Genomic DNA, 23570 nt, shown 5'->3' on the forward strand with positions numbered 1-23570 from the left:
TTTCTAGTTGCGCCGCACCAACAAATTTTGCGGTCTTTGTTTATTTCCATAAATAATAAAGACCGCAAAAGAGCAAGAGAACCCGGCATATAAAACGCGGATCATTAAAACCGCGCTTCGTCGGCCACCTCAGGCCTTGGCCTTGCGCAAGCGCAGGACGGCATAGGCGAAGCCCCCTATCACCACGCCCCAGAACGCCGAGCCCAGGCCCAGGTAGCTCATGTTCGAAGCCGTGGCCAGAAAGGTGATGATGGCGGCCTCGCGGTTCTCTTCGTCCTGTACCGTTCCTACAACATTGCTGGCGATGGCCCCCACCAGCGCCAACCCGGCCAGCACCGCGATGAACTCCTTGGGCAGGGCCGTGAACAGCAGCACGATGGTGCCGGCGAAAAGCCCACCTATCAGATAGAACACGCCGTTGGCGATGCCCGCCACGTAGCGCTTGCCGGGATCTTCGTGGGCGTCTTTGCCGGTGCACAGAGCCGCCGTAATGGCCGCAATGACGACGTTGATGCCGCCGAACACGGCCACCACCACCGATGCCATGCTGGTCGTCACCAACAGCGGCCGAGCGGGCGTCTCGTAGCCCGAAACCTTGAGTATGGCCATGCCCGGCAGGAATTGTCCCGTCAGGCTGACCAGCACCAGAGGCAGCGCCAGGCTCAGGGTGCTGTCCCAGGTCCAGTCGGGCATGATGAATACCGGGGTCGCCCAGCGCAACTCCAGCGTGCCCAGATTGGTATGGCCCGTCAATACGGCCAGCGCGATGCCCGCGAGCAGCACCAGCACGATGCAGTAGCGCGGCCACAGGCGCCGAAACACGATGTAGGCGCCTATCATGCCGAAGGCCAGCAAAGGCATGGTCGCGGCGGAACGGAAGGCGTCCAGGCCGAACTGGAACAGGATGCCGGCCATCATGCCCGACGCGATGCCGCGGGGAATGGCGCGTATGATGCGGTCGAACCAGCCCGAGACGCCGATGACGAACATGATGACGGCAGCGGTAATGTAGGCGGCGACAGCCTGATTGACGCTGATGGCCGGGAACAGCGTCACCAGCAATGCGGTGCCCGGCGCGGACCAGGCCGTCACGATGGGCGTCTTGAACTTCCAGCTGAGATAGATGCCCGTGATGGCCGGACCGATGGAAATCGCCCAGATCCACGAAGAGAGCATCTCGTTCGATATCCCGGCCACGGCCGCCGCCTGGAAAAAGATCACCGCCGGGCCGGCGTAGGCGATCAGCACCGCCAGAAAACCCGCCGTAATGGCGGACACAGACCAGTCTCTGCTCAACACCTGCATTCCCCTGTTGTCGTTCTTGGCTGCGCCCCTTCCGGTCATGGGCGCGGTTCGGTGCATTGTAACCATGCTAAGGTGGGCCCATGAAAGCATCATCATGAAAACACAGGACGATCACATGAATACCCAAGACGACATCCGGCAGCCAGCCGCTCCATGGTCGCAGCGCCGGGTGGCGGGCTATCACTCTCATGTCTATTTCGACGCTTCCACCGTCGAACAGGCCCGCCTGCTGTGCCAGGAGGCCGCGCGCCGCTTCGGGGCCAAGATGGGCCGCGTACACGAAAAACCGGTCGGCCCGCATCCCGACTGGAGCTGCCAGCTGGCCTACCGGCCGCAGGTGCTGGCCGAACTGCTGCCCTGGCTGGCCATGAATCGCCACGGCCTGGTCGTGTTCACCCATCCGGTCACGGGCAACGACCTGATCGACCATCGCGATTTCGCGATATGGATGGGCGCGATTCGGCCGCTCGACCTGTCGAGGCTTTCCGGCGAAGAGCGCCCGGTGGACAATTACGAGTTCTGAGCGCTCTGCGCTGGCCCACCCCGGTCTACTGCTATCCCGCGGCCCGCAGGCGTCGAGGCGGCGACACGCCGCCGCCCCGCCCCAAGCGCCGCAGCGCCGCGACAGCATTCGCGGAGCCATTGGCGTCTAGGGCCTGTTAACACTAAAAGCCCCTAGGACTGGACCAGCCGCGAGGCGATGCCGAACAGTTGGCTGCGGAAGTTGATGCCCAGCTTGTCGTAGGCGCGGGCGCGATAGGTCTTGACCGTGGCCACCGACAAGCCCAGATCGGCGGCGATGCCGTCGTAGGTGCGGCCCAGCAGCAGACCCGCGCACACGTCCAGTTCGCGCGCGGTCAGGCGGGGGCACGAGGCGGCCAGCTCGCGCGTCAGGGCGCCGATGTCGGGCGCCGGAGGCCGCAGGCCCGCCGCCAGACTGATGTGCTTGGTGACGCAGGCGGCCACCGACCTGGCCACCGACTGTATGGCGTCCACGTCGGACGAGCCGAACATGGGCTGGCGCTCGAAGCGATAGAAATTGGTGGCCAGCACCAGCCCGCCATCGGCCCGGCACACCACCGACAGGCGGTCCTGTATGCCGTGGCGCGAATAGATGGCCGCCCGGTGCGGCGGCGCGAAATGCGATTGGTGGGCGTAGGTCATGGCAACCGGGCCTTCGCGCAGCAGCGCTTTGGCGCCGTCGAAGGTGTGGTCCTGGGTGTGCAGCCGCTTTTGATAGCTGCGAAAACAGTCGTCGCTGACGTCGTGCCCCGAACGGCTGGACGAAAGAAACATGCGGGGCGTCTCGCGGACGTCCAGCTGATAGACCGAAAAGAAATCGACCTCGACCAGATCGTTCAGCCGGGCGATGAGGCTGTGCCCGAAATCGGGCTCGCCCAGCGCATCGATCAGATGGCTCATGAACCCGTCGACCGGACGGGGGTGGACTGAGGCATGGGCGCTTGCCGTGTCGTCCAGGCTCCAGGCATTCATGGCGCGAACTCCTAAAAATGTACCGGGCCGCGTGCCGCGCGCCCGTTCGTGTCGTCTTTTGAGTGGACAGACCACCGTGCGGGGGATGGTCATACTGCAACAAAACCATGGACCGCCAGGCCATGGACCAACAACCCCATAAGGATACTAGGAGACAACGACCATGAAAATCCGAAGTTTTCCCCGGCCCAGCGCCGCGGCCCGGCTGTGCGCCGGCCTGTTTCTTTCATTTGCGGCGGCGGCGGGCGCACGCGCCGACATCACCGTCGGCGTCATATTGTCCACCACCGGCCCCGCCGCTTCGCTGGGCCAGCCCGCGGACAACACGGTCAAGCTCTGGCCGGACAGCATCGCCGGCGAAAAACTGAAGGTGATCGTGCTCAACGACGCCAGCGACCCCACCGAGGCATCGCGCCAGGCCGCCAAGCTCATCAATGAAGAAAAAGTCGACGTCATCGTCGGTTCGTCCGTCACTCCGCCCTCGATCGCCATCGTCGAAGTCGCCGGCAACGCGGCCACGCCGGTCATCGCCCTGGGCGGCGGCAACGCCATCATCGAGCCCCAGGAAGGCGCCCGGACCTGGGCCTTCAAGATGCCGGCTCCGGAGCGCATCTCGGTGCAGCGCGCGCTGGAGCACATGGCCTCGCATGGCGTCAAGAAGGCCGGCGCCATCGCCGTCTCGACCAGCTACGGCAACGGCTTCCTGAACGCCTTCAATGAACAAGCCAAGGACCACGGCATCGAGATCAGCGGCGTCGAACGCTACGGCGCCCAGGATCTGGGCGTCACCGCGCAGATCGTGCGCCTGATGGCGGCCAAGCCCGACGCCATCTATATCCTCAGCTTCGGCACTCCCGCCTTCCTGCCCCAGGCCGAATTGGCCAAGCGCGGCTACCAGGGCAAGGTCTACCAGACCCATGGCGTGGCCAATGCCGACTTCCTGCGCGTGGGCGGCAAGGATGTGGAAGGCACTTTCCTGGCGGTCGCGCCCGTTCTGGTGGCCGAACAGCTTCCCGACGACGACCCCACCAAGCAGGCCGGCGTCGAATATGTCACCCAGTACGAAGGCAAGTACGGTCCCGGCACCCGTTCGCTGTTCGGCTCCACGGCCTGGACCGCCCTGAACTGGCTGCAGGCCACGGTGCCCGTCGCGCTGAAAGAAGCCCGGCCCGGCACGCCCGAGTTCCGCGCCGCCTTGCGCGATGCGCTCGAAAACATGAAGGAAGTCGTCAGCCCCGAAGGCGTCTTCAATATGACGAAAGAAGACCACAACGGCATCGACAGCCGCGGCCAGGTGGTGGTGCAGATCGAGGACGGAAAATGGAAACTGGCGCAGTAGCCCGCGACGCCGGGCAGTATTGGACGCCGCCCGTCATCGACGACCTGGACAGCATCCGGCGCATCGAAGACAGGCCCTATGCGCAAAGCGTGCCCTTCTCGTCGACCATAGACCTGATCCTGCGCAATGCGCGCCGATATCCCGACACCCCCGCCCTGCTCTTTCAGGTGCAGGCCGACCCGGGATCCGAGCTGCTGGCCTGGGCTTACGACGAACTGGCCGACCGGATACTGCGTGCCGGCGCCCTGCTGCGCCAGGCGGGCGTGACGCGCGATACGCCGGTGGCCATCATTGCGCCCAACATTCCCTCCACCCACGTGGCGCTGTGGGGCGCTCAGCTGGCAGGCTGCGTTTTTCCCATCAATTATCTTCTGGGCGCCGAGCACATCGCCGGCCTGCTCCGGGCCGCCGACGTGCGCGTCATCGTCACATTGGGGCACAGCGACCAGCTCGCCATTCGCCGGACAACCCTGGAAGCCGTGCGGCTGGCGGGCGGCGAACGGCAGGTGTTCGAGATCGATCCCGACGAGGCCGAGCCGTCGTCCGGGTCGTTCCAGGCGCTGCTGCGCGCCGCGGAACCGCTGGCCGGCCAGGTGGACGAACTGTCGCCCGCAGCCACCGCGGCCATCTTCCATACTGGGGGCACCACGGGCCTGCCCAAGATATTGCGGCATACCCACGGCAACGAACTGCACACCAGCTGCATGGCGGCCGCCTACTATCGCTTTTCCCACGGCGATCGTCTGCTGAACGGTTTCCCGCTGTTTCATGTGGCCGGCGTCTTCGTCTACGGCCTGGCCGCCCTGGCGGTGGGCGGCACAATCTATATTCCGACTTTGCTGGGCATGCGCAACCAGCAGTTCGTCGCCAAGGCCTGGCAGCTGTTCCAGGCCCATGGCGTTTCCCATCTGGGCTGTGTACCCACCACGCTGGCCTCGCTTGCGCAAAGCCATGAACAGGCCGGAATCGACGGCGCCTGCGGCGTGCGGGCCGCCCTGACCGGCGGTTCGTCCCTGCCGGCCGAAATAGCCGGCCAATTCGAATCGCGCACCGGCGTGCCCGTGCGCAACATTTTCGGCATGACGGAATGCGCCGGCATCGTGGCCATCGAACCCATGGCCCTTCCGCGCACGCCCGGCTCGGTGGGCCTGGCCCTGCCCTATACCGAAGTGCGCGCCATGCCCCTGGCCGAGGCGGACAAGCCCCGCCCCGGCATTTTTTGCGCACCGGGCCGGGAAGGCGTGCTATGCCTGCGGGGGCCGCACATCAGTCCCGGCTACGTGGACCCGGCCCGCAACGCCGGCACCTTTACCGAGAACGGCTGGCTGATTTCGGGCGACCTGGGCTATGTCGATGAACAGGGGCGCATCTTCATCACCGGCCGCTCCAAGGACCTGATCATACGCAGCGGCCACAACATCGACCCGCAGGCCATCGAGGAGGCCTTTCTGGCCAATCCGGACGTGCTGGACTGCGCCGCGGTGGGCCAGCCCGACCGCTACGCGGGCGAATTGCCGGTGGTGTTCGTCACACTGAAGTCGGAGGCCGACTGCAAGGCGCCGGAATTGCTCGCCAAGGCCACGCCGCGCATCCATGAACGGCCCGCCGTGCCCAAGCACGTGCACATCCTGGACGCCATGCCCACCACGCCGGTGGGCAAGATCTTCAAGCCGGCCCTGCGCCGCATGGCGGCGCTCAATGCGGTGCGCGACGCCCTCGAACAAGCCGGCCTGCTGGCGCACTGCGAAGTGGCCCTGCGCGACGAGCAGTCGCCGCAATGTCTGATACGTGTGCGCGACGAAGCACGGGTGGCCCCGATAGAACGCGCATTGCACGGCTTGCCCGTGCATTGCCATATCGAACAGGGCTGATTTCGGACGCTTCTTTGCGCAGGCGACGCAAACCGGCATGGCCGTTACGTTCGCACGACATGTCAAAGAGTTGTCCGCAGAGTTGTTCACATAAATTGTGGACAACTCCACGCGGACGCGGACCCGGCACAAATAAGAAAACGCCCTTCGAAGTGCAGGCCAAGCATTTCTCGGCCTGCCCCCGAAGGGCGTGCGGTGCGAGGCGGCCGCGCGTGCCGCCGTTCCGATTGCCGGTTCAGGCGACGGCCTGCTCCTTGGCGGGCTCTTCGTCGGACACCGAACTGCGGATCAGGTGATCGAAGGCGCTGAGAGCGGCCTTGGCTCCGTCGCCGGCGGCGATGATGATCTGCTTGTACGGCACCGTGGTGGCGTCGCCCGCGGCAAATACACCGGGAACCGAGGTCTGGCCCCGCGCGTCGATCTCGATCTCGCCGTAGCGCGACAAGTCTACCGTGCCCTTGAGCCATTCGGTGTTGGGCACCAGGCCGATCTGCACGAAGACGCCGTCCAGGTCGACCTGGTGCGATTCGCCGCTGGGGCGGTCGGTGTACGACAGACCCGTGACCTTGCTGCCGTCGCCGTGGATCTCGGTGGTTTGCGCCGACACGATGACGTTGACGTTGGACAGGCTGCGCAGCTTGCGCTGCAACACTTCGTCGGCCCGCAGGCTGTCGCCGAATTCGATCAGCGTGACGTGCTTGACCAGGCCCGCCAGGTCGATGGCCGCCTCGACGCCCGAGTTGCCCCCGCCGATGACGGCGACGTCCTTGCCCTTGAACAGGGGGCCGTCGCAGTGCGGGCAGTAGGCCACGCCGCGGTTGCGGTACTCTTTTTCGCCCGGCACGTTGATTTCGCGCCAGCGGGCGCCGGTGGCCAGGATGACGGTCTTGCCCTTGACCGAGCCGCCGTTGGCCAGCTTGACCTCGATGGACTTGCCCGGCACCAGCGCTTCGGCGCGCTGCAGGTTCATGATGTCGACCTCGTAGGCCTTGACGTGCTCTTCGAGCGCCACGGCGAACTTCGGCCCTTCGGTTTCTTTCACCGAAATGAAGTTCTCGATGGCCATGGTGTCCAGCACCTGGCCGCCGAAACGCTCGGCCAGCACGCCGGTGCGGATGCCCTTGCGCGCGGCATAGACCGCGGCCGCCGCGCCGGCGGGGCCGCCGCCCACGATCAGCACGTCGAACTCTTCTTTGGCGCTGAGTTCTTCGGCCTTGCGGCTGCCCGCGTTGGTATCGAGCTTGGCCAAGATCTCTTCGACCCCGGCACGTCCCTGGCCGAACACTTCCCCGTTCAGGTAGACGGTGGGCACCGACATGATCTGGCGCTCGTCGACTTCGCTTTGGAACAGCGCGCCGTCGATCGCCACGTGGCGAATGCGCGGATTGATGACGGACATGGCGTTGAGCGCCTGCACCACGTCGGGGCAGTTCTGGCAGGACAGCGAGAAATAAGTCTCGAACTGGTAGTCGCCGTCGAGATTGCGGATCTGCTCGATGACGTCGTCGTCGAGCTTGATCGGATGCCCGCCCACTTGCAGCAGTGCAAGCACGAGCGAGGTAAATTCGTGGCCCATCGGTATGCCCGCGAAGCGGACGCTGATGTCAGTACCCGGGCGGTTGATGCTGAACGAAGGCTTGCGCTGGGAATCGTCGCTTTGCTCGACAAGCGTGATGCGCTCGGAGAGTGAATCGATTTCCTGCAGCAGTTCGCGCAGCTCTTGGGATTTTGCCCCCTCGTCCAGAGAGGCAACAATCTCGATGGGTTGCGACACTTTTTCCAGGTAGGACTTCAGCTGGGTCTTGAGATTGGCATCTAACATTATATTTTTACTCTCATGAAGGTTTGGTTCAGGAAGCCGCGGCGACCGGGCTCGTAGCCCGGAAACCGCCGCTTCGAATGGAATCGCCTTGTGGGCGCATGAATGAAGCTTACGCTTGCGCCATGCTTAGATCTTGCCGACCAGGTCCAGCGAGGGAGTCAGGGTCTTGGCGCCTTCTTCCCACTTGGCAGGGCAGACTTCGCCGGGGTGGGCGGCGATGTACTGGGCGGCCTTGACCTTGCGCAGCAGTTCGGAAGCGACGCGGCCGATGCCGTTGTCGTGGATTTCAAGAACCTTGATCTCGCCTTCGGGGTTGATGACGAAAGTGCCACGCAGGGCAATGCCTTCTTCTTCGATCAGGACTTCGAAGTTGCGGGCCAGCTGGTGGGTGGGGTCGGCCAGCATGGGATAGGTGACCTTGCCGATGGCTTCGGAAGTGTCGTGCCATGCCTTGTGCGAGAAATGGGTGTCGGTGGAGACGCTGTAGACTTCGACGCCCAGCTTCTGGAATTCGGCGTACTGCTCGGCCAGGTCTTCCAGCTCGGTGGGGCACACGAACGTGAAGTCGGCGGGATAGAAGACCAGCACCGACCATTTGCCTTTCAGCGTCTCTTCGGTGACGTCGACGAACTTGCCGTTGTGGTACGCAGTTGCTTTGAAAGGTTTGATTTGGGTATTAATCAAGGACATGTTTGTCTTCCTTTGTGGTTGATAAGTGGGTGAGTGAAGCCAGTATAGGCAAGCCGGAATGATTTGTAAAATTGATTGATTCAATTGCGCCGGTTGATTTTACCTATCGCCGGCCTGCGCAACAAGGGTGTAACCTGGGGCCGCCATACTGCCGCAGTTGTGGACCAATTGCGCAAGGCAGGCAATGCATCGCTTTCTTACATTGAAGAACGGATTCATCATTTTCTTGGCTGTGCTGGGGCTGTGCTGCGCCCTGGCCTTCAGCGCACTGCGCAATGTCGCGGACAGCATCGAGCATCTGCAGGAAACCGAAAGCAAGCGCCTTCATGCCACCGAGCTGGCCTCCCGGTACAAAGATTATGCCCAGGCTCTGACCCGTCATGCAATGGCCTTCGTCTCGAGCGAGCAGCCCGAATTCGAAGAAGCCTATTTTCATGTCGCCGACCTGCTGCACGGCAAGGCGGCCGACGCCGCGGGCGACAGCACGCCCCTCATCGAGCGTTTCCGACGGGCCGACTTCACCGCCGCCGAGATGGAGACGGTCGAATCGGCGTTCGCCGCCACCCAGGCCCTGGCCGAGCAGGAGATCAAGGCCATCCACACAGCCAAAGGGCTGGAGGACGACGGATCCGGCGGATTGAAGGTGGTGCTTCCCCAGCCCCTGCTGGCCAAGGTGTTGCTGTTCGGCCAGCAATATATCGGCCCGGCCGCGCAGCTGTCGCAGCAGATCGACGACTTCAACGCCATGCAGTCCAGCCGCTATGCGGCCGAAATGGACCAGGCTCGCGCCGCCAGCGAGCGCGCCATGCGCATCGCGACCGCCACCCTGGCGGCGCTGCTGCTGTGCAGCGCCACCGCCCTCTTCCTGTTGTATCGCTTCGTGCGCCGGCCCCTGAACCAAGGCGTACAGCTGGCGCAACGCCTGGCGCAGGGCGACCTGACGGCCACGGCGCCCACCACGCGGCGCGACGAACTGGGGCAACTGCTGGGCGCCCTCAATGGAATCGGCCGAGGCCTGCAGGGCGTGGTCGGCCAGGTGCGGCTGCGCACCCGGCAGGTGGCCTCGGCTTCGCGCGAAATTTCGCGCGGCAACGATGACCTGTCCCAGCGCACCGACGAGCAGGCCGCCAGCCTGCAGGAATCGTCGGCGGCCATGGAACAGTTGGCCGCCGCGGTGCGCCTGAATGCCGACAATGCCCACGAGGCCATGCAGCAAGTGGCCCACGCCTCCAACCGGGCGGCGCACGGCAGTTCACAAATGCAGAAAGCGGCGCGGACGATGAACCTGCTGCGCAAGGATTCAGGGCAGATGGCCGACATCGTGGCCACCATAGAGGACATTGCCATGCGCACCAACATCCTGGCCCTGAACGCCGCCATCGAGGCCGCGCGCGCCGGTGCGCACGGGCGCGGCTTCGCCGTGGTGGCCAACGAGGTACGCGGCCTGGCGCTGCGCAGCGCCACCGCCTCGAAAGAAATCGAGGCGCTGATCCGGCAGTCGCTGGACCATATGGACCAGAGCGGCAGGCTGGTCGACGAGGCCGTCGCCGCCGTCGGCGATACCGTCTCCTCCGTGGCGCTGGCCAAGGACCGCATGGAGGAAATCAGCGCCGCCTCCAAGGAGCAGTCGCAGGGCATTCATCAGGTGACCGTCGCCGTCGCCCAGATGGACGCCATCACCCAGCAGAACGCCGGGCTGGTGCGTCAGGCCGCGCACGCGGCGCTGCACCAGCTCGAGCAGGCCGAGGGCTTGCGGGAAGTGATTGCGCGCTTCACCATGCCGGACGATATCGCGCAAGAATGCGAACAGGACTCCGGAACGCCGGAGGACGAGGATGAACGCTTCGAGGTCCTTCCGCGCGGGAACGGCTCCGGAGCCGTTGCGCGCCTTTCCGCAAGCCCCTCCGCCGGCCCGGACCGAAGCGCCGCCGTGCCCTGGCTGGCGGGCCAGCCGGCCGCCTGACGTCGGCGGCCCGCGTACGTGCATGCAGGCCCTCCATGAAGCTTGCCGCGGCCGCCCGCGCACGGCGGCCCGCCTTTCCCTGTCGTCCAGCATGCAGCTACGGTAAAATGATGTGTTAAGCCGAATATACGCATCAGATCAGGAAAGCACCATGGAAGCCGAACGCCAGAACCAGCTCATCGCCCGCATCGAAGACTACGCGGAGCGCGAAGCGGCGCTACGGGGGTATCTTTGACTACGCAGGCAAATCTGAACGCCTGCACGTCGTCAACGCCGAGCTCGAAAGCCCCGACGTCTGGAACGACCCGCAACGCGCCCAGGAGCTGGGCCGCGAAAAGAAAAGCCTCGACAACATCGTGGGTTCGCTTACCCACATAGGCAACGCCCTGGCCGAAGCGCGCGAGCTCTTCGAACTGGCTGCCGAGGACGACGACGACGCCACGCTGGCGGCCATAGAAGAGGACTGCAACGCACTGGGCGCCAGGCTCGAAGAGCTGGAGTTCCGCCGCATGTTCAACAATCCGGCCGATCCGCTCAACTGCTTCATGGACATCCAGGCCGGCGCGGGCGGCACCGAGGCGCAGGACTGGGCCTCGATGCTGCTGCGTCAGTACATGCGCTATTGTGAAAACAAGGACTTCAAGGCCGAAGTCCTGGAAGAATCGCCCGGCGACGTGGCCGGCATCAAGTCCGCCACCATCAAGATCGAAGGCGACCACGCCTTCGGCTTCCTGCGCACCGAAACCGGCGTGCACCGCCTGGTGCGCAAAAGCCCCTTCGACTCCTCGAACGGACGCCATACCTCGTTCGCCAGCGTCTTCGTCTACCCCGAAATCGACGACTCGATCGAAATCGAGGTCAACCCGGCCGACTTGCGGGTGGACACCTACCGCGCCAGCGGCGCCGGCGGCCAGCACATCAACAAGACGGACTCCGCCGTGCGCATCACGCACATCCCCAGCGGCATCGTCGTGCAGTGCCAGAACGACCGTTCGCAGCACCGTAACCGCGCCGAAGCCATGCAGATGCTCAAATCGCGGCTCTACGAGCTCGAAATGCGCGAGCGCATGGCCGAGCAGCAAAAAATGGAAGACGCCAAGACCGACGTGGGCTGGGGCCACCAGATCCGCTCGTATGTGCTGGACCAAAGCCGCATCAAAGACCTGCGCACCAACGTCGAGATCTCCAATACGCAGAAAGTGCTGGACGGCGACCTGGACCCCTTCATCCAGGCCAGCCTCAAACAAGGGGTGTAAGGCTAGTTCCTGCGCCAGACCGGGCATCCGCGCATTTCAAGTTTCACGCAGCACGCGAACGTGACGGATGCCCAGACGCCCGACCGGCGCCGCCCTTTTTGCCATAATGCTTTACCGCGCCACATACCTTGAACCCCATACATCGACATGACTGAACCGATCCCTGCCACCGCCACCGACGAAAACCACCTTATCGCCGAGCGGCGCGGCAAGCTGGCTCGGCTGCGCGAAGAAGGCGTGGCCTTTCCCAACGACTTCCGGCCCGACAGCAAGGCCGCCGATCTGCACGCCAAGTACGGCGACCTGGACAAGGACGCGCTGGCGGAACTGGCGGCGCCGGCCAAGGTGGCCGGACGCATGATGCTCAAGCGCGTCATGGGCAAGGCCAGCTTCGCCACGCTGCAGGACGGCTCGGGCCGCATACAGATCTACCTCGACAAAAGCGCCTTGGGCGAAGAAGCCTATGCGCGCTTCAAGACCTGGGACATCGGCGACATCGTCGCGGTGGAAGGCAAGGTGTTCAAGACCAACAAGGGCGAGCTCTCGGTACAGGCCTCGCAGGTGCGCCTGCTGACCAAATCGCTGCGCCCCTTGCCGGACAAGTTCCATGGCGTGTCCGACCAAGAGCTGCGTTATCGCCAGCGCTACGTCGATCTCATCATGACCGAGGAAACCCGCCGTACCTTCGTGGCGCGCAGCAAGGCCATAGGCGGCATACGCCGCTTCATGCTCGAAGCCGGCTTTCTCGAGGTGGAAACGCCCATGCTGCACCCGATTCCCGGCGGCGCGGCGGCCAAGCCCTTCCGCACCCATCACAATGCGCTGGACATGGAGATGTTCCTGCGCATCGCGCCGGAGCTGTATCTGAAGCGGCTGATCGTGGGCGGCTTCGAGCGCGTGTTCGAACTGAACCGCAACTTCCGCAACGAAGGCGTCAGCCCGCGGCACAACCCCGAATTCACCATGATGGAGTTCTACGCCGCCTACACCGATTACCAGTGGCTGATGGAGTTCACCGAATCGCTGATACGGCAGGCCGCGGTTGCCGCCACCGGCAGCGCCCTGCTCAACTACCAGGGCCGGGAGCTGGATCTGGGCGGGCCCTTCGACCGTCTCACCATCGTCCAGGCCATACTCAAATATGCCCCGGGCTATGCCGAAGCCCAGCTTCAGGACGAAGCCTTCCTGCGCGCCGAACTGCGCAAGAAGGGCGTGGACGTCAACGGTCCCACGCTGGCGCGAGCCGGCATGGGCGCGCTGCAATTGGCCTTGTTCGAAGAAACCGCCGAAGCCCTGCTGTGGAACCCCACCTTCATCATCGACTATCCCGTCGAAGTTTCTCCGCTGGCGCGGGCTTCGGATACCGAGCCCGGCATCACCGAGCGCTTCGAATTGTTCATGACCGGACGCGAGATCGCCAACGGCTTTTCCGAGCTCAACGACGCCGAGGACCAGGCCGCGCGCTTTCTTGCGCAAGTGCAGGCCAAGGATGCGGGCGATGAAGAAGCCATGTACTACGATGCCGACTACATCCGCGCCCTTGAATACGGCATGCCGCCCACGGGCGGTTGCGGCATCGGCATCGACCGCCTGGTCATGCTGCTGACCGACAGCGCCAGCATCCGCGACGTCATCCTCTTCCCGCATCTGCGCCGCGAGGACTGACTCGCCGGACTTCGCATTTCGTTGAGACGGCTTTGCCGCTCGTCGGCTGGCGCAACCTAAAGCGAAGAGTCTCAAAGCGTCAACTGAAAAGCCCTGCAAGCGTGTGCTTGCAGGGCTTTCTTCCTGGCTCGGACAGCAGCCAGGCAATGAACCGTCGCCGCGCCTCAGAAGCGGGTGCGCAGGTACAGCTGGCCGCTGTGGTCGGTGTTGTCGTTGCCGTACTGGCCACTGTAGCCCAGCCCCATGGCCGTGTTGCGGCCCACCGCCATCTCCACGCCCAGATCCAGCACCGCCGCGTTCTTGGCAATGGGCGCGCCGGCCACGTTGAACGCCGCCCCGCCGCCTTGCACGAACGACACCCGCCGGCCCGGGTCGACATCACCCGAGGCATGGCGCCAGCCCAGGCCGGCAAACAGATGTGCCGGGTGCGCGCCCACGTTTAGCGCCGTCTTGCCCCGCAGGCCCAGCGTGAAGGTCGTCACATCGTCCTTCTGGCTCTCGCCCTGCAAGGCGGCCGCCCCGCCCTCTTCGGTAAAGCCCTTGGCCTTCTGGCTCAGCCAGGCCAGGCCCAGGTAGGGCTCGACCACGCTGCGCTGGCCCACCGGCACCGCATAGCCCAGCTCGGTAAACAGCTGCGTGGTATGCGCCCGGTAGTCGGCCTTGAGCGTCTGGCTGCCGCCCACGTTCACCGTGCGCCGCGAGTCGATGTCGTGGTGGCTGTAGGCCGCGCCGGCCAGGAAGTTCACCGTGCCGGTGCCCTGGCGCCAGCTGTTGCCACCATACAGCGCCGCCGTGAAGGTGCTGACATCCGACTTCGAATCGCGCTCGTCCACCTTGACCCGCCCGTCGGTATAGCCCAGGGCCCCGCCCACGCGCCAGCCCGCGCCCACCTCGGCGTCGCCGCCGATGAACAGGCCCGCCGTATTGGTCTTGACCTTGGCCGCGTTGCCGTCGCTATCGAGCGTGTTCCAGTTGCCCACCACCTGAGCCCACAGCGGGTAGGCCGCCGAGGTCGGCATGGCCCCGGCCACCGCGCCGCCGGCCTGCGCCGTGGGCGCGCCGGGCAGCATGCCCGCGCCCAGGTTGGCGCGCAGGCGCTGGGTCAGCGTGCGCGAGACCAGGCTGCTGGACTGCAGCAGGGCCGCCTGCGTGCTGCCGTGCAGCTCGCCCGACAGCTGGTTCAGCGCGTCCTTGCGGGCGTCCGGCTGCATGAACATCACCGCGTCGGCCGAGGCGTTCCGGCCCGCCACCGACAGCGCGCCGTCCAGCGTGGCGCTCTGGTTGGAGCTGAGACCGGTGCGATCGATGGCATCGCCGTCCACCGACAAGCTCACCTTGACGTCCTGGGCGCCGTACTTGACCGGGTCCAGCTTGACCAGCGTGCCGGCAAAGGTGTCGTCCAGCGCCTCGCTGGCAAACCTGTTGTCGGTCACGGCACTGATGCCGTCCGCCTTCTCCGTCCTCAGGATGGTGTAGTCATGATCCAACTTGTAGCCGCCGTTGCCGTTCTCCTGGCTTACCAGCAAGTCGATGCCGGTCAGGTCCGCATTGCCCGAAGCAATCGTGATCAGGTCGGATTGCCCGGCAACGTTGACTTCCGCCACATAGGTGCCCGTAAAGTCCCCCATCGAGCCGTAGGTCTGCGTGCCGATGGAGTTGCCCGGAGCGAACGTACCGCCCGTACCGGAAAGCGAACCTGCGACATTCAGGTTGCCGCCCAGCGTAGAGCCTTCGCCGACAAATGCATCGCCGCCGATATTGATGGGATTGCTGGTGGAACCGCCGCCGATCGATGAGCCGCCATCCAGATTGACGCCGCCGCCGATGTTGGATGATTCGGTCGTGCTGAAACTGAACGACGCGCCGTTCCGGCCCGACACCGCGCCGCCGATGTTGACGGGGCCCGAGAATGTCATGCTCGACCCGTCACCCTGGGCTCCGCCGCCAATATCCGTTGCGCCGTTGAAGCTGAAGCTGGATCCCCCGGCGCCCCCCACGTCGCCGCCGATGCCTGCGGTGTCGTTAAAGGTAAAGCTGGAGCCCGCTCCGCCGTTGATCGCTCCGCCGATGGTCGCGGGGCCTTGAACTGTTGTGGAGGTATTGTTCTGGCCGTTGAGGTCGCTGCCGATCGACGTAGGGCCGTTGAACGCCACGTCTCTGCCCACCGATACGCTACCGCCGATGTTGGTCGTGCCGTTGAAGTTCTGTGTTCCGCTGCCGCTACCTTCAATCGCAACGTCTTCGCCTTCTCCGGTGGTGAAATCGTCCAGATCAGCGTCGTCGTCAATGACGGAGGTACCCGGGTCAATGAAAATGCCGGCCCAGATCGCCCCTTCCTGAACGTCGATAGTCGTGAACGTCTCGGTGTGGTCAACCAGATTGCCTTCGTCGTCGTAGTTGCGGATATTGCCTGAAGCGTGAGCGCCGCTTTGCAGGACCAAGTTGACGGCGCCGTCCGCCCCTGCGCCCGTTCGGTCCACGCGCAGCAAGGTGCCATCATTCTTGGTAAGTATAGAATTGCCCTTGACCGTGATGTCTTGCGTGGCGCCGCTATTGTCGAATACGGACCTTAGGGTTTCCTTGCCTGTTTCGACCGTTGTCCCGTCGAGCGTCAGCGACGCGTTATCCGACAACCGGATACCCTCATCCTGCTCGGAAACGAGACGGCTGTTTGTAGCGACGAGACGGCTGCTGTTTTCAACAAGGGCGATACGACGCTGCGGCCCTGACGCGATGACCTCGCTATCGATCAGCGTCATCGTGGCGTTCGATGCCAGCGGCGCACCGAAGTCTGCGCCTACCCGTAATGCAGAGCTGGTGTATTCAGGTGGTGCGTTCAACAAAGGAGCCGAATTTATCAACCTGACGTTGTTAGCGGTCAACTTGGAATTCGCCGCGCTGCCTCCCGCCACAAAGCCGGCCGCCGTATCCCAGCCTTCAGTCGCCGTAGTGCCCACTACATCGAAAGTGCCTCGGGTGAGCACCACTTCGCCGCCATTGAATGCGCCTGCGGCATAGCCGGTGGTTTTCACATCGACGTCGGTGGCGGCAATGAGCGATCCAGAAAGGTAGGAGTCCATCGCGTGAGAATTCATTCCTCCCGTGGTTTCGATCGATCCGCCCTCAATGGTGACCTTGCCGCCGGTCTCCGCTATCACTCCTTTGGCTGCTGCGGACCCGCTACTACGGATCGTAAGGTTCTTTGCATTCAGTTCTGAACCCGCTCCATCGACAAACACGCCGGAGGCGTTGCCAGACGCGTTATTCGATGTCAGCGTGGCATTCTCTATTGTCAGGACGCCGCCTTCGACAGCGCGTGCCGCGCGAGCATTCGTTCCATCGACGCTGACCTCCGCGTTCTTGAAGGTGATGTTGCCTGCGGTAGTAGTGTCATCGTCCTTGTCGCCTGCCATCAAGCCGACGGCGGATGCGCCGCTAACGATGATGTCCGTGCCGTCAAGATCAATCTCGCCTTTTTCGGTTTTGCCGTCACCGGTGTAGGCTCGCGCACCGCCCGCATTGTTGCCTTGTACGGAGATGGAACCACCTGCCAGCGTGATTTTCCCTCCGTTATTGGCCTCGATACCGAAGGTATGACTGGTTCCACCATCGGCGCTAATGGTAACGCCCGTGCCGGTGACTTCACCGCCCGCTCCCGCTTGTATGCCGATACTGTACTCACCGGTCGTGCTGATCGAACCGCCGATCATGTTCAACGTGCTATTGGCTTCCTGGGCCTGAACCCCATGACTGCCCCAGTTGCTTCCGCCCCCGGTATCCGTCGTTACCTGTACATCCGTGAGCGTGACGGTCGACCCTCTGGTCGAGCCCACGCCTCGGGTCTTGTTGCCGATGCCCGTCACTGTGCCGCCGGTCAACGTCAGCGTAGCGTTATCGGCCTTGACGATCCATTCGTACCAGGGTGGCGCAATCTTTTTTCCGTAAAAATCCGTGTTGGCCGCGGGCTGCTCGCATGTATCTTTACATAGCAGAGTGTTCGTCGGCGGCTCGGGCGGAGGCTCTGTCTGGGCGCTTGCCGTTCCGTAAATTCCCATCAACGCCGCGCTCAGCGCCGTGATCTGCAGCAATTTGTTCTGTCGTTTGTCTCCACTCATCTCTCTTCCCTTTTTCAAAAACTCAATCGCGTAAACAGGCCAGCCTTTCCCCTCTTTTTCCCCACTTCTATTTATTTTTCATTATTTCTATTTCAAAACGATACAGTTAAGCATAAAGGAGTAAAAATTAAAACCATGTGAGAACAAGAAAGCCTACGGGTTTCTACTTATGGCTTAGGACGAATGGCCAAGTTAACTCATAACTTTTTGATTTAATTGAAATTAATTTTCCTGTTAACGAGATCGACATTGCTATCACGCTGAAAAAGCTTCAATCTCTTTCAAACAAGTCGCGTGTATAGACCTTGTCCATCACATCCCACAGCTCGTCGCTGACCCGGTTGGCGACGATGACGTCGCAGCGGCGCTTGAACTCGTCCAGGTCGTGCAGCACGGGCGAGCGGAAGAAATCAGGGGCGTGCAAGGTGGGCTCATACACCAGCACTTCGACGCCGCGCGCCTTGATCCGCTTCATCACGCCTTGTATGGCGGAGGTGCGGAAATTGTCCGACCCGGCCTTCATGGTCAGGCGGTAGATGCCCACGACTCGCGGGTCTTTCTTGAGAATGGAGCGGGCGATGAAGTCCTTGCGGGTGCTGTTGGCGTCAACGATGGCGCGGATGAGATTGCTGGGCACCTGCTCATAGTTCGCCAGCAGCTGGCGGGTGTCCTTGGGCAGGCAATAGCCGCCATAGCCGAACGAAGGATTGTTGTAGTGGTCGCCGATGCGCGGGTCCAGGCCCACGCCGGCGATCATCTGCCGCGTATCGAGGCCATGGGTTTCAGCGAAGGTGTCCAGTTCGTTGAAGTAGGCGATCCGCATGGCCAGATAGGTATTGGCGAAGAGCTTGATGGCCTCCGCCTCGGTCGAGCCCGTCAGCAGCACGGGCGCGTCGCGGCGCAACGCGCCTGCGCGCATCATGTCGGCAAACAGGCGCCCGTGCTCGGACCGGTCGCCCACGACGATGCGCGAAGGATGCAGATTGTCGTGCAGCGCCCGCCCCTCGCGCAGGAATTCGGGCGAGAAGAACAGCCGGTCGCTGCCCAATTGCTGACGCAGGCGGCGGGTATAGCCTACGGGCACGGTCGATTTGATGACCATGACGGCACCGGGATTGATGCGCATCACCTCCCGCGTCACCGCTTCGATGCTGCGGGTATCGAAGCGGTTGGTCTCGGGGTCGTAGTCGGTGGGCGTGGCGATCAGCACGTAGGACGCGTCGGCATAGGCCTCTTGCGGGTCCAGGGTGGCGGTGAAATCGACCTCGGGATCTCGCAGGCAGGCTTCGACGTCGGCATCGACGATGGGCGAACGCCCCTCGTTCACAGCCTGAACGCGCTGCGGCGCGATGTCCAACGCCACCACCCGATGGCGGCGCGCCAGCAGCAGCGCGTTCGACATGCCCACGTAACCCGTACCCGCCACCGCAATCTTCATGCGCGCCATCGCTCAGCCTCGCTATCTGTCTTGACGTTGACGGCGCCGCCGGACGGGATCGGCACTTATCCAGTTCCCATGCCTGCACGGACGCCGTGGCGCCCAGGGTAAGCGGCGCAGATGACGCCAGCGTGGCAGGCCGCTGCAATGTTTCTGCAGCGCGGCTGGCATTTTTCTGCCACAGAAATGACACGACGCAGTCATACGCCGCTGGCCTAATACACGTCATGCATACGTCATACGACCCCTCGGCGCCGGACGCCGAAAGCGCGATCCGGCGCTATCGCACGATCTGGATTTCGGACGTGCATCTGGGCACGGCCGGCTGCAAGGCCGAGCACCTGCTCGACTTCCTGCGCTGCCACGATGCCGACACCCTGTACCTGGTCGGCGACATCGTGGACGGATGGCGATTGAAGAAGCGCTGGAACTGGCCGCAGTCCCACAACGACGTGGTGCAGAAACTGTTGCGCAAGGTGCGCAAGGGCACACGTGTCGTATACATACCGGGCAACCACGACGAGTTCGCCCGCCTGTATGACCAGAACTTCTTCGGCGGCATCGAGGTGCGCCTGGAGGCCGAGCACCATACCGCCGACGGACGCCGCCTGTGGATCACGCACGGCGACCAGTACGACGGCGTCATTCTGTATGCGAAATGGCTGGCTTATCTGGGCGACCAGCTGTACACCCTGATCCTGATGCTGAATCACTGGTTCAACCGTGCGCGCAACCGCATGGGACTGGGCTATTGGTCGCTGTCGCAGTATCTCAAACACAGGGTCAAGGACGCCGTCGCCTTCATCTCGGCCTATGAGCAGGTCGTCATCAACGAGGCCCGCAGGCGCGGCTACGACGGCGTAGTGTGCGGCCACATACACAAGGCCGAGCTGCGCGAAGTGGACGGCTGCAACGACGGCGACTGGGTCGAGAGCCTGACAGCGCTGGTGGAGCATGACAACGGCCGACTGGAACTGATCGACTGGAGCCTGAGGGACACCTATCTCAACCTGACGGACAAGCCCGCATGAAAGTGCTGATCGTGACGGACGCATGGGCGCCTCAGGTGAATGGGGTCGTCTTTACTCTGGGCCAGACATGCCGTGAGCTTGTGCGCATGGGACACCAGGTGGAGGTCTTACAGCCGGGGCTCTTCCGCTCGGTGCCCTGCCCCAGCTATCGGGAGATCCGACTTTCCGTTCCCAGGCCGGGCGCGGTCGGCCGCTTGATCCGCCGCCACGCGCCGGATGCCCTGCATATCGCCACTGAAGGGCCGTTGGGCCTGGCGGCCCGCCGCCACGCACGCCGCCTGGGCCTGCCTTTCACCACGGCCTATCACACGCGCTTTCCTGAATATCTCCACGCACGCACCCGGCTTCCGCTGAGCATCAGCTACTGCTGGCTGCGGCGGTTTCACGGCGCCGCCGTCCGGACCATGGTGCCCACGGCGGGCGTGCGCGACGACCTGCTGGCGCATGGATTCGATCCGGCCAAGGTAGTGATCTGGTCGCGCGGCGTGGATCTGGAGATATTCAAGCCTACGGCGATGGGCGCCGAGGCGGATGGAACGGGGCCGCGCGATCCCGAAGCACGAGGAAGCGAGAGGCGTAAATCGGAACCGCGGGACGCAACGGTGCGCCATAGCAAACGTCCTGTGTTCCTATACGCCGGCCGCGTGGCGGTGGAGAAGAATCTGGACGCCTTTCTCAGCCTGGACCTGCCGGGTGAAAAATGGGTGATAGGCGGCGGCCCGGCGCTCGAGAGCATGAAGAAGCGCTACCCCGATGCACGGTACTTCGGCCCCATGCCCCATGATGAACTGGCCCGACACTACCGCATGGCCGACGTATTCGTGTTTCCCAGTTTGACCGATACGTTCGGGCTGGTGCTGCTGGAAGCCATGGCCTGCGGCTGCCCGGTGGCCTCGCTGCCGGCACGGTCGACCCGGGACGTGCTGGCCGATTCAGGCGCCGGCGTGGTCAGCGACGACCTGCGCCAAGCCTGTCTGCAGGCGCTGTCCATTCCACGCGAGATACCGGCCCGATACGCCCAGGGCTTTTCCTGGCAAGCCACCACGAGCACTTTCTTCAGGCATCTTCAGCCCATAGGACGGGGTTGAACGCCACACCCTCCCTGAGCCGGGAATCAGCCCGTGGCGGGCCGCGCGATGATCAGGGACAAGCCTTTTGCAGCGTGGCTATTGCTCGTCTATCCAGGTCATCTGGATGGCTTCCAGAATACGCTCGCCGCAGCGCTCGCGGCTGTCGTCGAAGCCCGGCAGCGCCAGCACCCATTCGATCAGCTCGGTGAAGCGCAGCTGGGTCGGATCGACGTCGGGATGGGCCTCTTGCAGGGCCTCGACGATCTCGTAGGTGTCGGTCCAGCGCATCAGTGGTTTTCCTTGGCGTGGTTGATGGTGTAACGCGGGATCTCGATGGTCAAGTCTTCGTCGGTCACGAGCGCCTGGCACGACAGCCGCGAGTTGGGTTCCAGGCCCCAGGCGCGATCGAGATAGTCCTCTTCATTGTCGGTGGCCTCTTCGAGCGAATCGAAGCCCTGGCGCACGATGACGTGGCAGGTGGTACAGGCGCAGGAAAGCTCGCAGGCGTGTTCGATCTCGATGTCGTGGTCGAGCAGTGTCCGGCAAATGGAAGTGCCCGTCGGAGCGTCGTCGATGACGGCTCCTTCAGGGCAGATCTCGGGGTGTGGCAGAACGGTGATCTTGGGCATGATGATTTTATTGCTTGGACACTTCGTCCAGGGTCTTGCCGGATAAAGCGGCACGTATGCTGCGGTCCATGCGCCGCGCGGCAAAGGCATCGGTGGCGGCGGCCAACTCTTCGCGCGTCTTGCGCAAGGTGTCGACGTCGTCCATGGTCAGCACGCGGCCGGCACGCTTGAGCAGGCTTGCGATGGTTTCGTTTTCCTGGCCTGAAAGCAGGTCGCCGTCGCTGGCCAGCGCGGCATTGACGGATTCGACCAGCTGGCGCAGTTCGACCTGCTGCTCGCGCAGGGCGCGGGCATGGGCGTCGCTGCCGGCGTTGTCCATGCCGGCCGCCAGCATCTGCGCCACCTCGTCGTCCGACAGGCCGTACGACGGCTTGACCGAGACCGAAGCCTCGACGCCGGTGCTGTCTTCGCGGGCGCTGACGTGCAGCAGGCCGTCGGCGTCCACCTGGAAGGTGACGCGGATGCGGGCCGCCCCCGCCACCATGGGCGGAATGCCGCGCAACTCGAAACGCGCCAGGGAACGGCAGTCGGCGACGAGCTCTCGCTCGCCCTGCACCACGTGGATGCTCATGGCCGTCTGGCCGTCCTTGAAGGTGGTGAATTCCTGGGCGCGCGCCACAGGGATGGTGCTGTTGCGCGGAATGACGCGCTCTACCAGCCCGCCCATGGTTTCCAGTCCGAGCGAAAGCGGCGTGACGTCCAGCAGCAGCCAGTCGTCGCCCGGGCCCCGGTTGCCGGCCAGCAGATTGGCCTGCAGCGCAGCGCCCAGGGCCACTACGCGATCGGGATCCAGGTCGGTAAGAGGCTCGGTGCCGAACAGGCAGGCCACTTCGCGGCGCACCAGCGGCATGCGCGTTGCACCGCCCACCATGACCACACCCTTGATCTGCTCGCGTTCCAACCCCGCATCCCGCAGAGCGCGCGTCGCGGCGTCGAGCGTACGCTGCACCAGGGGCCGGGCCCAGGCTTCGAAATCCGCGCGGCTCAATGTGCTGTCGATTCGCCGGCCGTCGGACAAGTCCACCTGGAACGGAACGTCGTCGCTTTCGGACAGCGCCTCGCGAGCCGTCCGCGCCGCCACCTGCAAGGCGCGCAAATCGCCCTTGCCCAGGGCTTGCAAGCGCTCGGCGCCGACCAGCCGGGAAACGATTAGGGCGTCGAAGTCGTCGCCGCCCAGTTGCGTGTCGCCGCCCGTCGCCACCACTTCGAACACACCCTTGGTCAAACGAAGAATGGAAATGTCGAAGGTGCCGCCCCCCAGGTCGTAGACGGCGTAAACGCCCTCCGCGCCATGGTCGAGACCATAAGCGATGGCCGCGGCGGTGGGTTCGTTCAGCAGGCGCAACACAGTCAGGCCGGCCAGCCGGCCCGCGTCGCGCGTGGCCTGCCGCTGGGCGTCGTCGAAATACGCCGGTACGGTAATGACGGCGCCGACCAGTTCTCCGCCCAACACCGCCTCGGCGCGCTCGCGCAATACCGAAAGAATGTGGCTCGATACCTCGACCGGCGAGAAATCGCCCTGCACCGTCTTCAGCCGCACGCCTTCGCCTTCGTCGGCGAACTCGTAGGCAGCGCCTTCACGCCGCGCCTCGTCCAGCGAACGGCCGATCAGCCGCTTGACCGACGCAATGGTGTTGAGGGTGTCGGACGACTGCCGGGCGCGGGCTTCGTAGCCGACCTGCTTGCCCCCGTCGGCCAGATAGCGCACGACCGAAGGCAGCAGTACGCGGCCCTCGGCGTCGGACAGCACTTCGGGAACACTGCTGCGCACGGCTGCCACCAGCGAATGCGTGGTGCCAAGGTCTATGCCCACCGCCAGTTTGCGCTGATGGGGAACCGGCGATTCGCCCGGCTCGGAAATTTGCAGTAATGCCATAAGAAT

Annotated in this window: 17 protein-coding genes; 8 read left to right on the forward strand and 9 right to left on the reverse strand. The window is 64.0% G+C overall.

Annotated elements, in window-relative coordinates:
• Window positions 1-129 precede the first annotated feature (129 nt).
• Window positions 130-1305: a benzoate/H(+) symporter BenE family transporter gene (locus tag CSC67_RS15405; protein ID WP_118995335.1), complete on the reverse strand. Its 1176-nt coding sequence runs from the start codon at window positions 1303-1305 to the stop codon at window positions 130-132.
• A gap of 115 nt (window positions 1306-1420) precedes the next feature.
• On the opposite strand from CSC67_RS15405, the gene CSC67_RS15410 reads away from it, so the two are divergent.
• Window positions 1421-1828, forward strand: coding sequence for a DOPA 4,5-dioxygenase family protein (locus CSC67_RS15410; protein WP_118995511.1), 408 nt, complete (start codon window positions 1421-1423; stop codon window positions 1826-1828).
• 152 nt (window positions 1829-1980) lie between these two features.
• On the opposite strand, the gene CSC67_RS15415 is transcribed toward CSC67_RS15410, so the two are convergent.
• Window positions 1981-2799: a helix-turn-helix transcriptional regulator gene (locus CSC67_RS15415; protein ID WP_167752923.1), complete on the reverse strand. Its 819-nt coding sequence runs from the start codon at window positions 2797-2799 to the stop codon at window positions 1981-1983.
• Window positions 2800-2962: 163 nt separating this feature from the next.
• On the opposite strand from CSC67_RS15415, the gene CSC67_RS15420 reads away from it, so the two are divergent.
• Complete coding sequence (locus CSC67_RS15420; RefSeq protein WP_118995337.1) at window positions 2963-4138, forward strand: ABC transporter substrate-binding protein; 1176 nt, start codon at window positions 2963-2965, stop codon at window positions 4136-4138.
• Complete coding sequence (locus tag CSC67_RS15425) at window positions 4120-6009, forward strand: AMP-binding protein (protein WP_118995338.1); 1890 nt, start codon at window positions 4120-4122, stop codon at window positions 6007-6009. The genes CSC67_RS15420 and CSC67_RS15425 overlap by 19 nt, the downstream gene beginning before the upstream one ends.
• Window positions 6010-6244: 235 nt before the next feature.
• Here the strand turns inward: CSC67_RS15425 and ahpF are convergent, their stop codons facing one another.
• A complete protein-coding gene (gene ahpF / locus CSC67_RS15430) occupies window positions 6245-7831 on the reverse strand; it encodes an alkyl hydroperoxide reductase subunit F (RefSeq protein ID WP_118995339.1) in 1587 nt (528 codons plus the stop codon).
• Between the two features lie 126 nt (window positions 7832-7957).
• Window positions 7958-8521 carry an alkyl hydroperoxide reductase subunit C gene (gene ahpC, locus CSC67_RS15435; RefSeq protein ID WP_116519543.1) on the reverse strand — a complete coding sequence of 188 codons (564 nt, stop codon included), beginning with the start codon at window positions 8519-8521 and terminating at the stop codon, window positions 7958-7960.
• Between the two features lie 184 nt (window positions 8522-8705).
• Here ahpC and CSC67_RS15440 point away from each other — a divergent pair, with 184 nt between their 5' ends.
• From CSC67_RS15440 to lysS, 3 genes are all read left to right on the forward strand, one after another.
• Complete coding sequence (locus CSC67_RS15440; RefSeq protein ID WP_118995340.1) at window positions 8706-10484, forward strand: methyl-accepting chemotaxis protein; 1779 nt, start codon at window positions 8706-8708, stop codon at window positions 10482-10484.
• A 151-nt stretch (window positions 10485-10635) separates the two neighbouring features.
• A protein-coding gene (gene prfB / locus CSC67_RS15445) for a peptide chain release factor 2 (protein ID WP_118995341.1) occupies window positions 10636-11740 on the forward strand; the annotation gives its coding sequence in 2 pieces (ribosomal slippage) (window positions 10636-10716 and window positions 10718-11740; 1104 coding nt in all).
• A 147-nt stretch (window positions 11741-11887) separates the two neighbouring features.
• Window positions 11888-13405, forward strand: a complete 1518-nt coding sequence (gene lysS, locus CSC67_RS15450) for a lysine--tRNA ligase (RefSeq protein ID WP_118995342.1) — start codon at window positions 11888-11890, stop codon at window positions 13403-13405.
• Between the two features lie 164 nt (window positions 13406-13569).
• On the opposite strand, the gene CSC67_RS15455 is transcribed toward lysS, so the two are convergent.
• Window positions 13570-17520 carry an autotransporter family protein gene (locus tag CSC67_RS15455; RefSeq protein ID WP_118995343.1) on the reverse strand — a complete coding sequence of 1317 codons (3951 nt, stop codon included), beginning with the start codon at window positions 17518-17520 and terminating at the stop codon, window positions 13570-13572.
• 271 nt (window positions 17521-17791) lie between these two features.
• Window positions 17792-18958 (reverse strand): nucleotide sugar dehydrogenase, encoded by a 1167-nt coding sequence (locus tag CSC67_RS15460; RefSeq protein WP_118995512.1) that lies wholly within the window; start codon window positions 18956-18958, stop codon window positions 17792-17794.
• A 227-nt stretch (window positions 18959-19185) separates the two neighbouring features.
• On the opposite strand from CSC67_RS15460, the gene CSC67_RS15465 reads away from it, so the two are divergent.
• On the forward strand, window positions 19186-19989 hold the full coding sequence (locus CSC67_RS15465; RefSeq protein WP_118995344.1) for a UDP-2,3-diacylglucosamine diphosphatase: 804 nt from the start codon (window positions 19186-19188) through the stop codon (window positions 19987-19989).
• Window positions 19986-21077: a glycosyltransferase family 4 protein gene (locus CSC67_RS15470; RefSeq protein ID WP_118995345.1), complete on the forward strand. Its 1092-nt coding sequence runs from the start codon at window positions 19986-19988 to the stop codon at window positions 21075-21077. The genes CSC67_RS15465 and CSC67_RS15470 overlap by 4 nt, the downstream gene beginning before the upstream one ends.
• Before the next feature lie 78 nt (window positions 21078-21155).
• On the opposite strand, the gene iscX is transcribed toward CSC67_RS15470, so the two are convergent.
• Genes iscX through hscA form a run of 3 tightly spaced genes read right to left on the reverse strand, consistent with a single transcriptional unit; the run spans window position 21156 to window position 23564 of the window.
• Entirely contained in the window at window positions 21156-21347 is a 192-nt protein-coding gene (gene iscX / locus CSC67_RS15475; protein WP_118995346.1) for a Fe-S cluster assembly protein IscX, read from the reverse strand.
• Window positions 21347-21688 carry an ISC system 2Fe-2S type ferredoxin gene (gene fdx / locus CSC67_RS15480; RefSeq protein ID WP_118995347.1) on the reverse strand — a complete coding sequence of 114 codons (342 nt, stop codon included), beginning with the start codon at window positions 21686-21688 and terminating at the stop codon, window positions 21347-21349. Before fdx ends, iscX begins: the two co-directional genes overlap by 1 nt.
• Before the next feature lie 7 nt (window positions 21689-21695).
• A complete protein-coding gene (gene hscA, locus CSC67_RS15485) occupies window positions 21696-23564 on the reverse strand; it encodes a Fe-S protein assembly chaperone HscA (protein ID WP_118995348.1) in 1869 nt (622 codons plus the stop codon).
• Between the last annotated feature and the right edge of the window lie 6 nt (window positions 23565-23570).

Source organism: Pusillimonas caeni, assembly GCF_003545815.1.
Classification (GTDB): Bacteria; Pseudomonadota; Gammaproteobacteria; order Burkholderiales; family Burkholderiaceae_B; genus Pusillimonas; species Pusillimonas caeni.

Excerpts from the sequence above, each read along its gene's own strand:
- CSC67_RS15465 (WP_118995344.1), top strand. The coding sequence starts at position 19,186 with ATGCATACGTCATACGACCCCTCGGCGCCGGACGCCGAAAGCGCGATC.
- CSC67_RS15410 (WP_118995511.1), top strand. The coding sequence starts at position 1,421 with ATGAATACCCAAGACGACATCCGGCAGCCAGCCGCTCCATGGTCGCAG.
- hscA (WP_118995348.1), bottom strand. The coding sequence starts at position 23,564 with ATGGCATTACTGCAAATTTCCGAGCCGGGCGAATCGCCGGTTCCCCAT.
- CSC67_RS15455 (WP_118995343.1), bottom strand. The coding sequence starts at position 17,520 with ATGAGTGGAGACAAACGACAGAACAAATTGCTGCAGATCACGGCGCTG.
- CSC67_RS15405 (WP_118995335.1), bottom strand. The coding sequence starts at position 1,305 with ATGCAGGTGTTGAGCAGAGACTGGTCTGTGTCCGCCATTACGGCGGGT.
- CSC67_RS15425 (WP_118995338.1), top strand. The coding sequence starts at position 4,120 with ATGGAAACTGGCGCAGTAGCCCGCGACGCCGGGCAGTATTGGACGCCG.
- ahpC (WP_116519543.1), bottom strand. The coding sequence starts at position 8,521 with ATGTCCTTGATTAATACCCAAATCAAACCTTTCAAAGCAACTGCGTAC.
- lysS (WP_118995342.1), top strand. The coding sequence starts at position 11,888 with ATGACTGAACCGATCCCTGCCACCGCCACCGACGAAAACCACCTTATC.
- iscX (WP_118995346.1), bottom strand. The coding sequence starts at position 21,347 with ATGCGCTGGACCGACACCTACGAGATCGTCGAGGCCCTGCAAGAGGCC.
- ahpF (WP_118995339.1), bottom strand. The coding sequence starts at position 7,831 with ATGTTAGATGCCAATCTCAAGACCCAGCTGAAGTCCTACCTGGAAAAA.
- CSC67_RS15460 (WP_118995512.1), bottom strand. The coding sequence starts at position 18,958 with ATGAAGATTGCGGTGGCGGGTACGGGTTACGTGGGCATGTCGAACGCG.
- fdx (WP_118995347.1), bottom strand. The coding sequence starts at position 21,688 with ATGCCCAAGATCACCGTTCTGCCACACCCCGAGATCTGCCCTGAAGGA.
- CSC67_RS15440 (WP_118995340.1), top strand. The coding sequence starts at position 8,706 with ATGCATCGCTTTCTTACATTGAAGAACGGATTCATCATTTTCTTGGCT.
- CSC67_RS15415 (WP_167752923.1), bottom strand. The coding sequence starts at position 2,799 with ATGAATGCCTGGAGCCTGGACGACACGGCAAGCGCCCATGCCTCAGTC.
- CSC67_RS15420 (WP_118995337.1), top strand. The coding sequence starts at position 2,963 with ATGAAAATCCGAAGTTTTCCCCGGCCCAGCGCCGCGGCCCGGCTGTGC.
- CSC67_RS15470 (WP_118995345.1), top strand. The coding sequence starts at position 19,986 with ATGAAAGTGCTGATCGTGACGGACGCATGGGCGCCTCAGGTGAATGGG.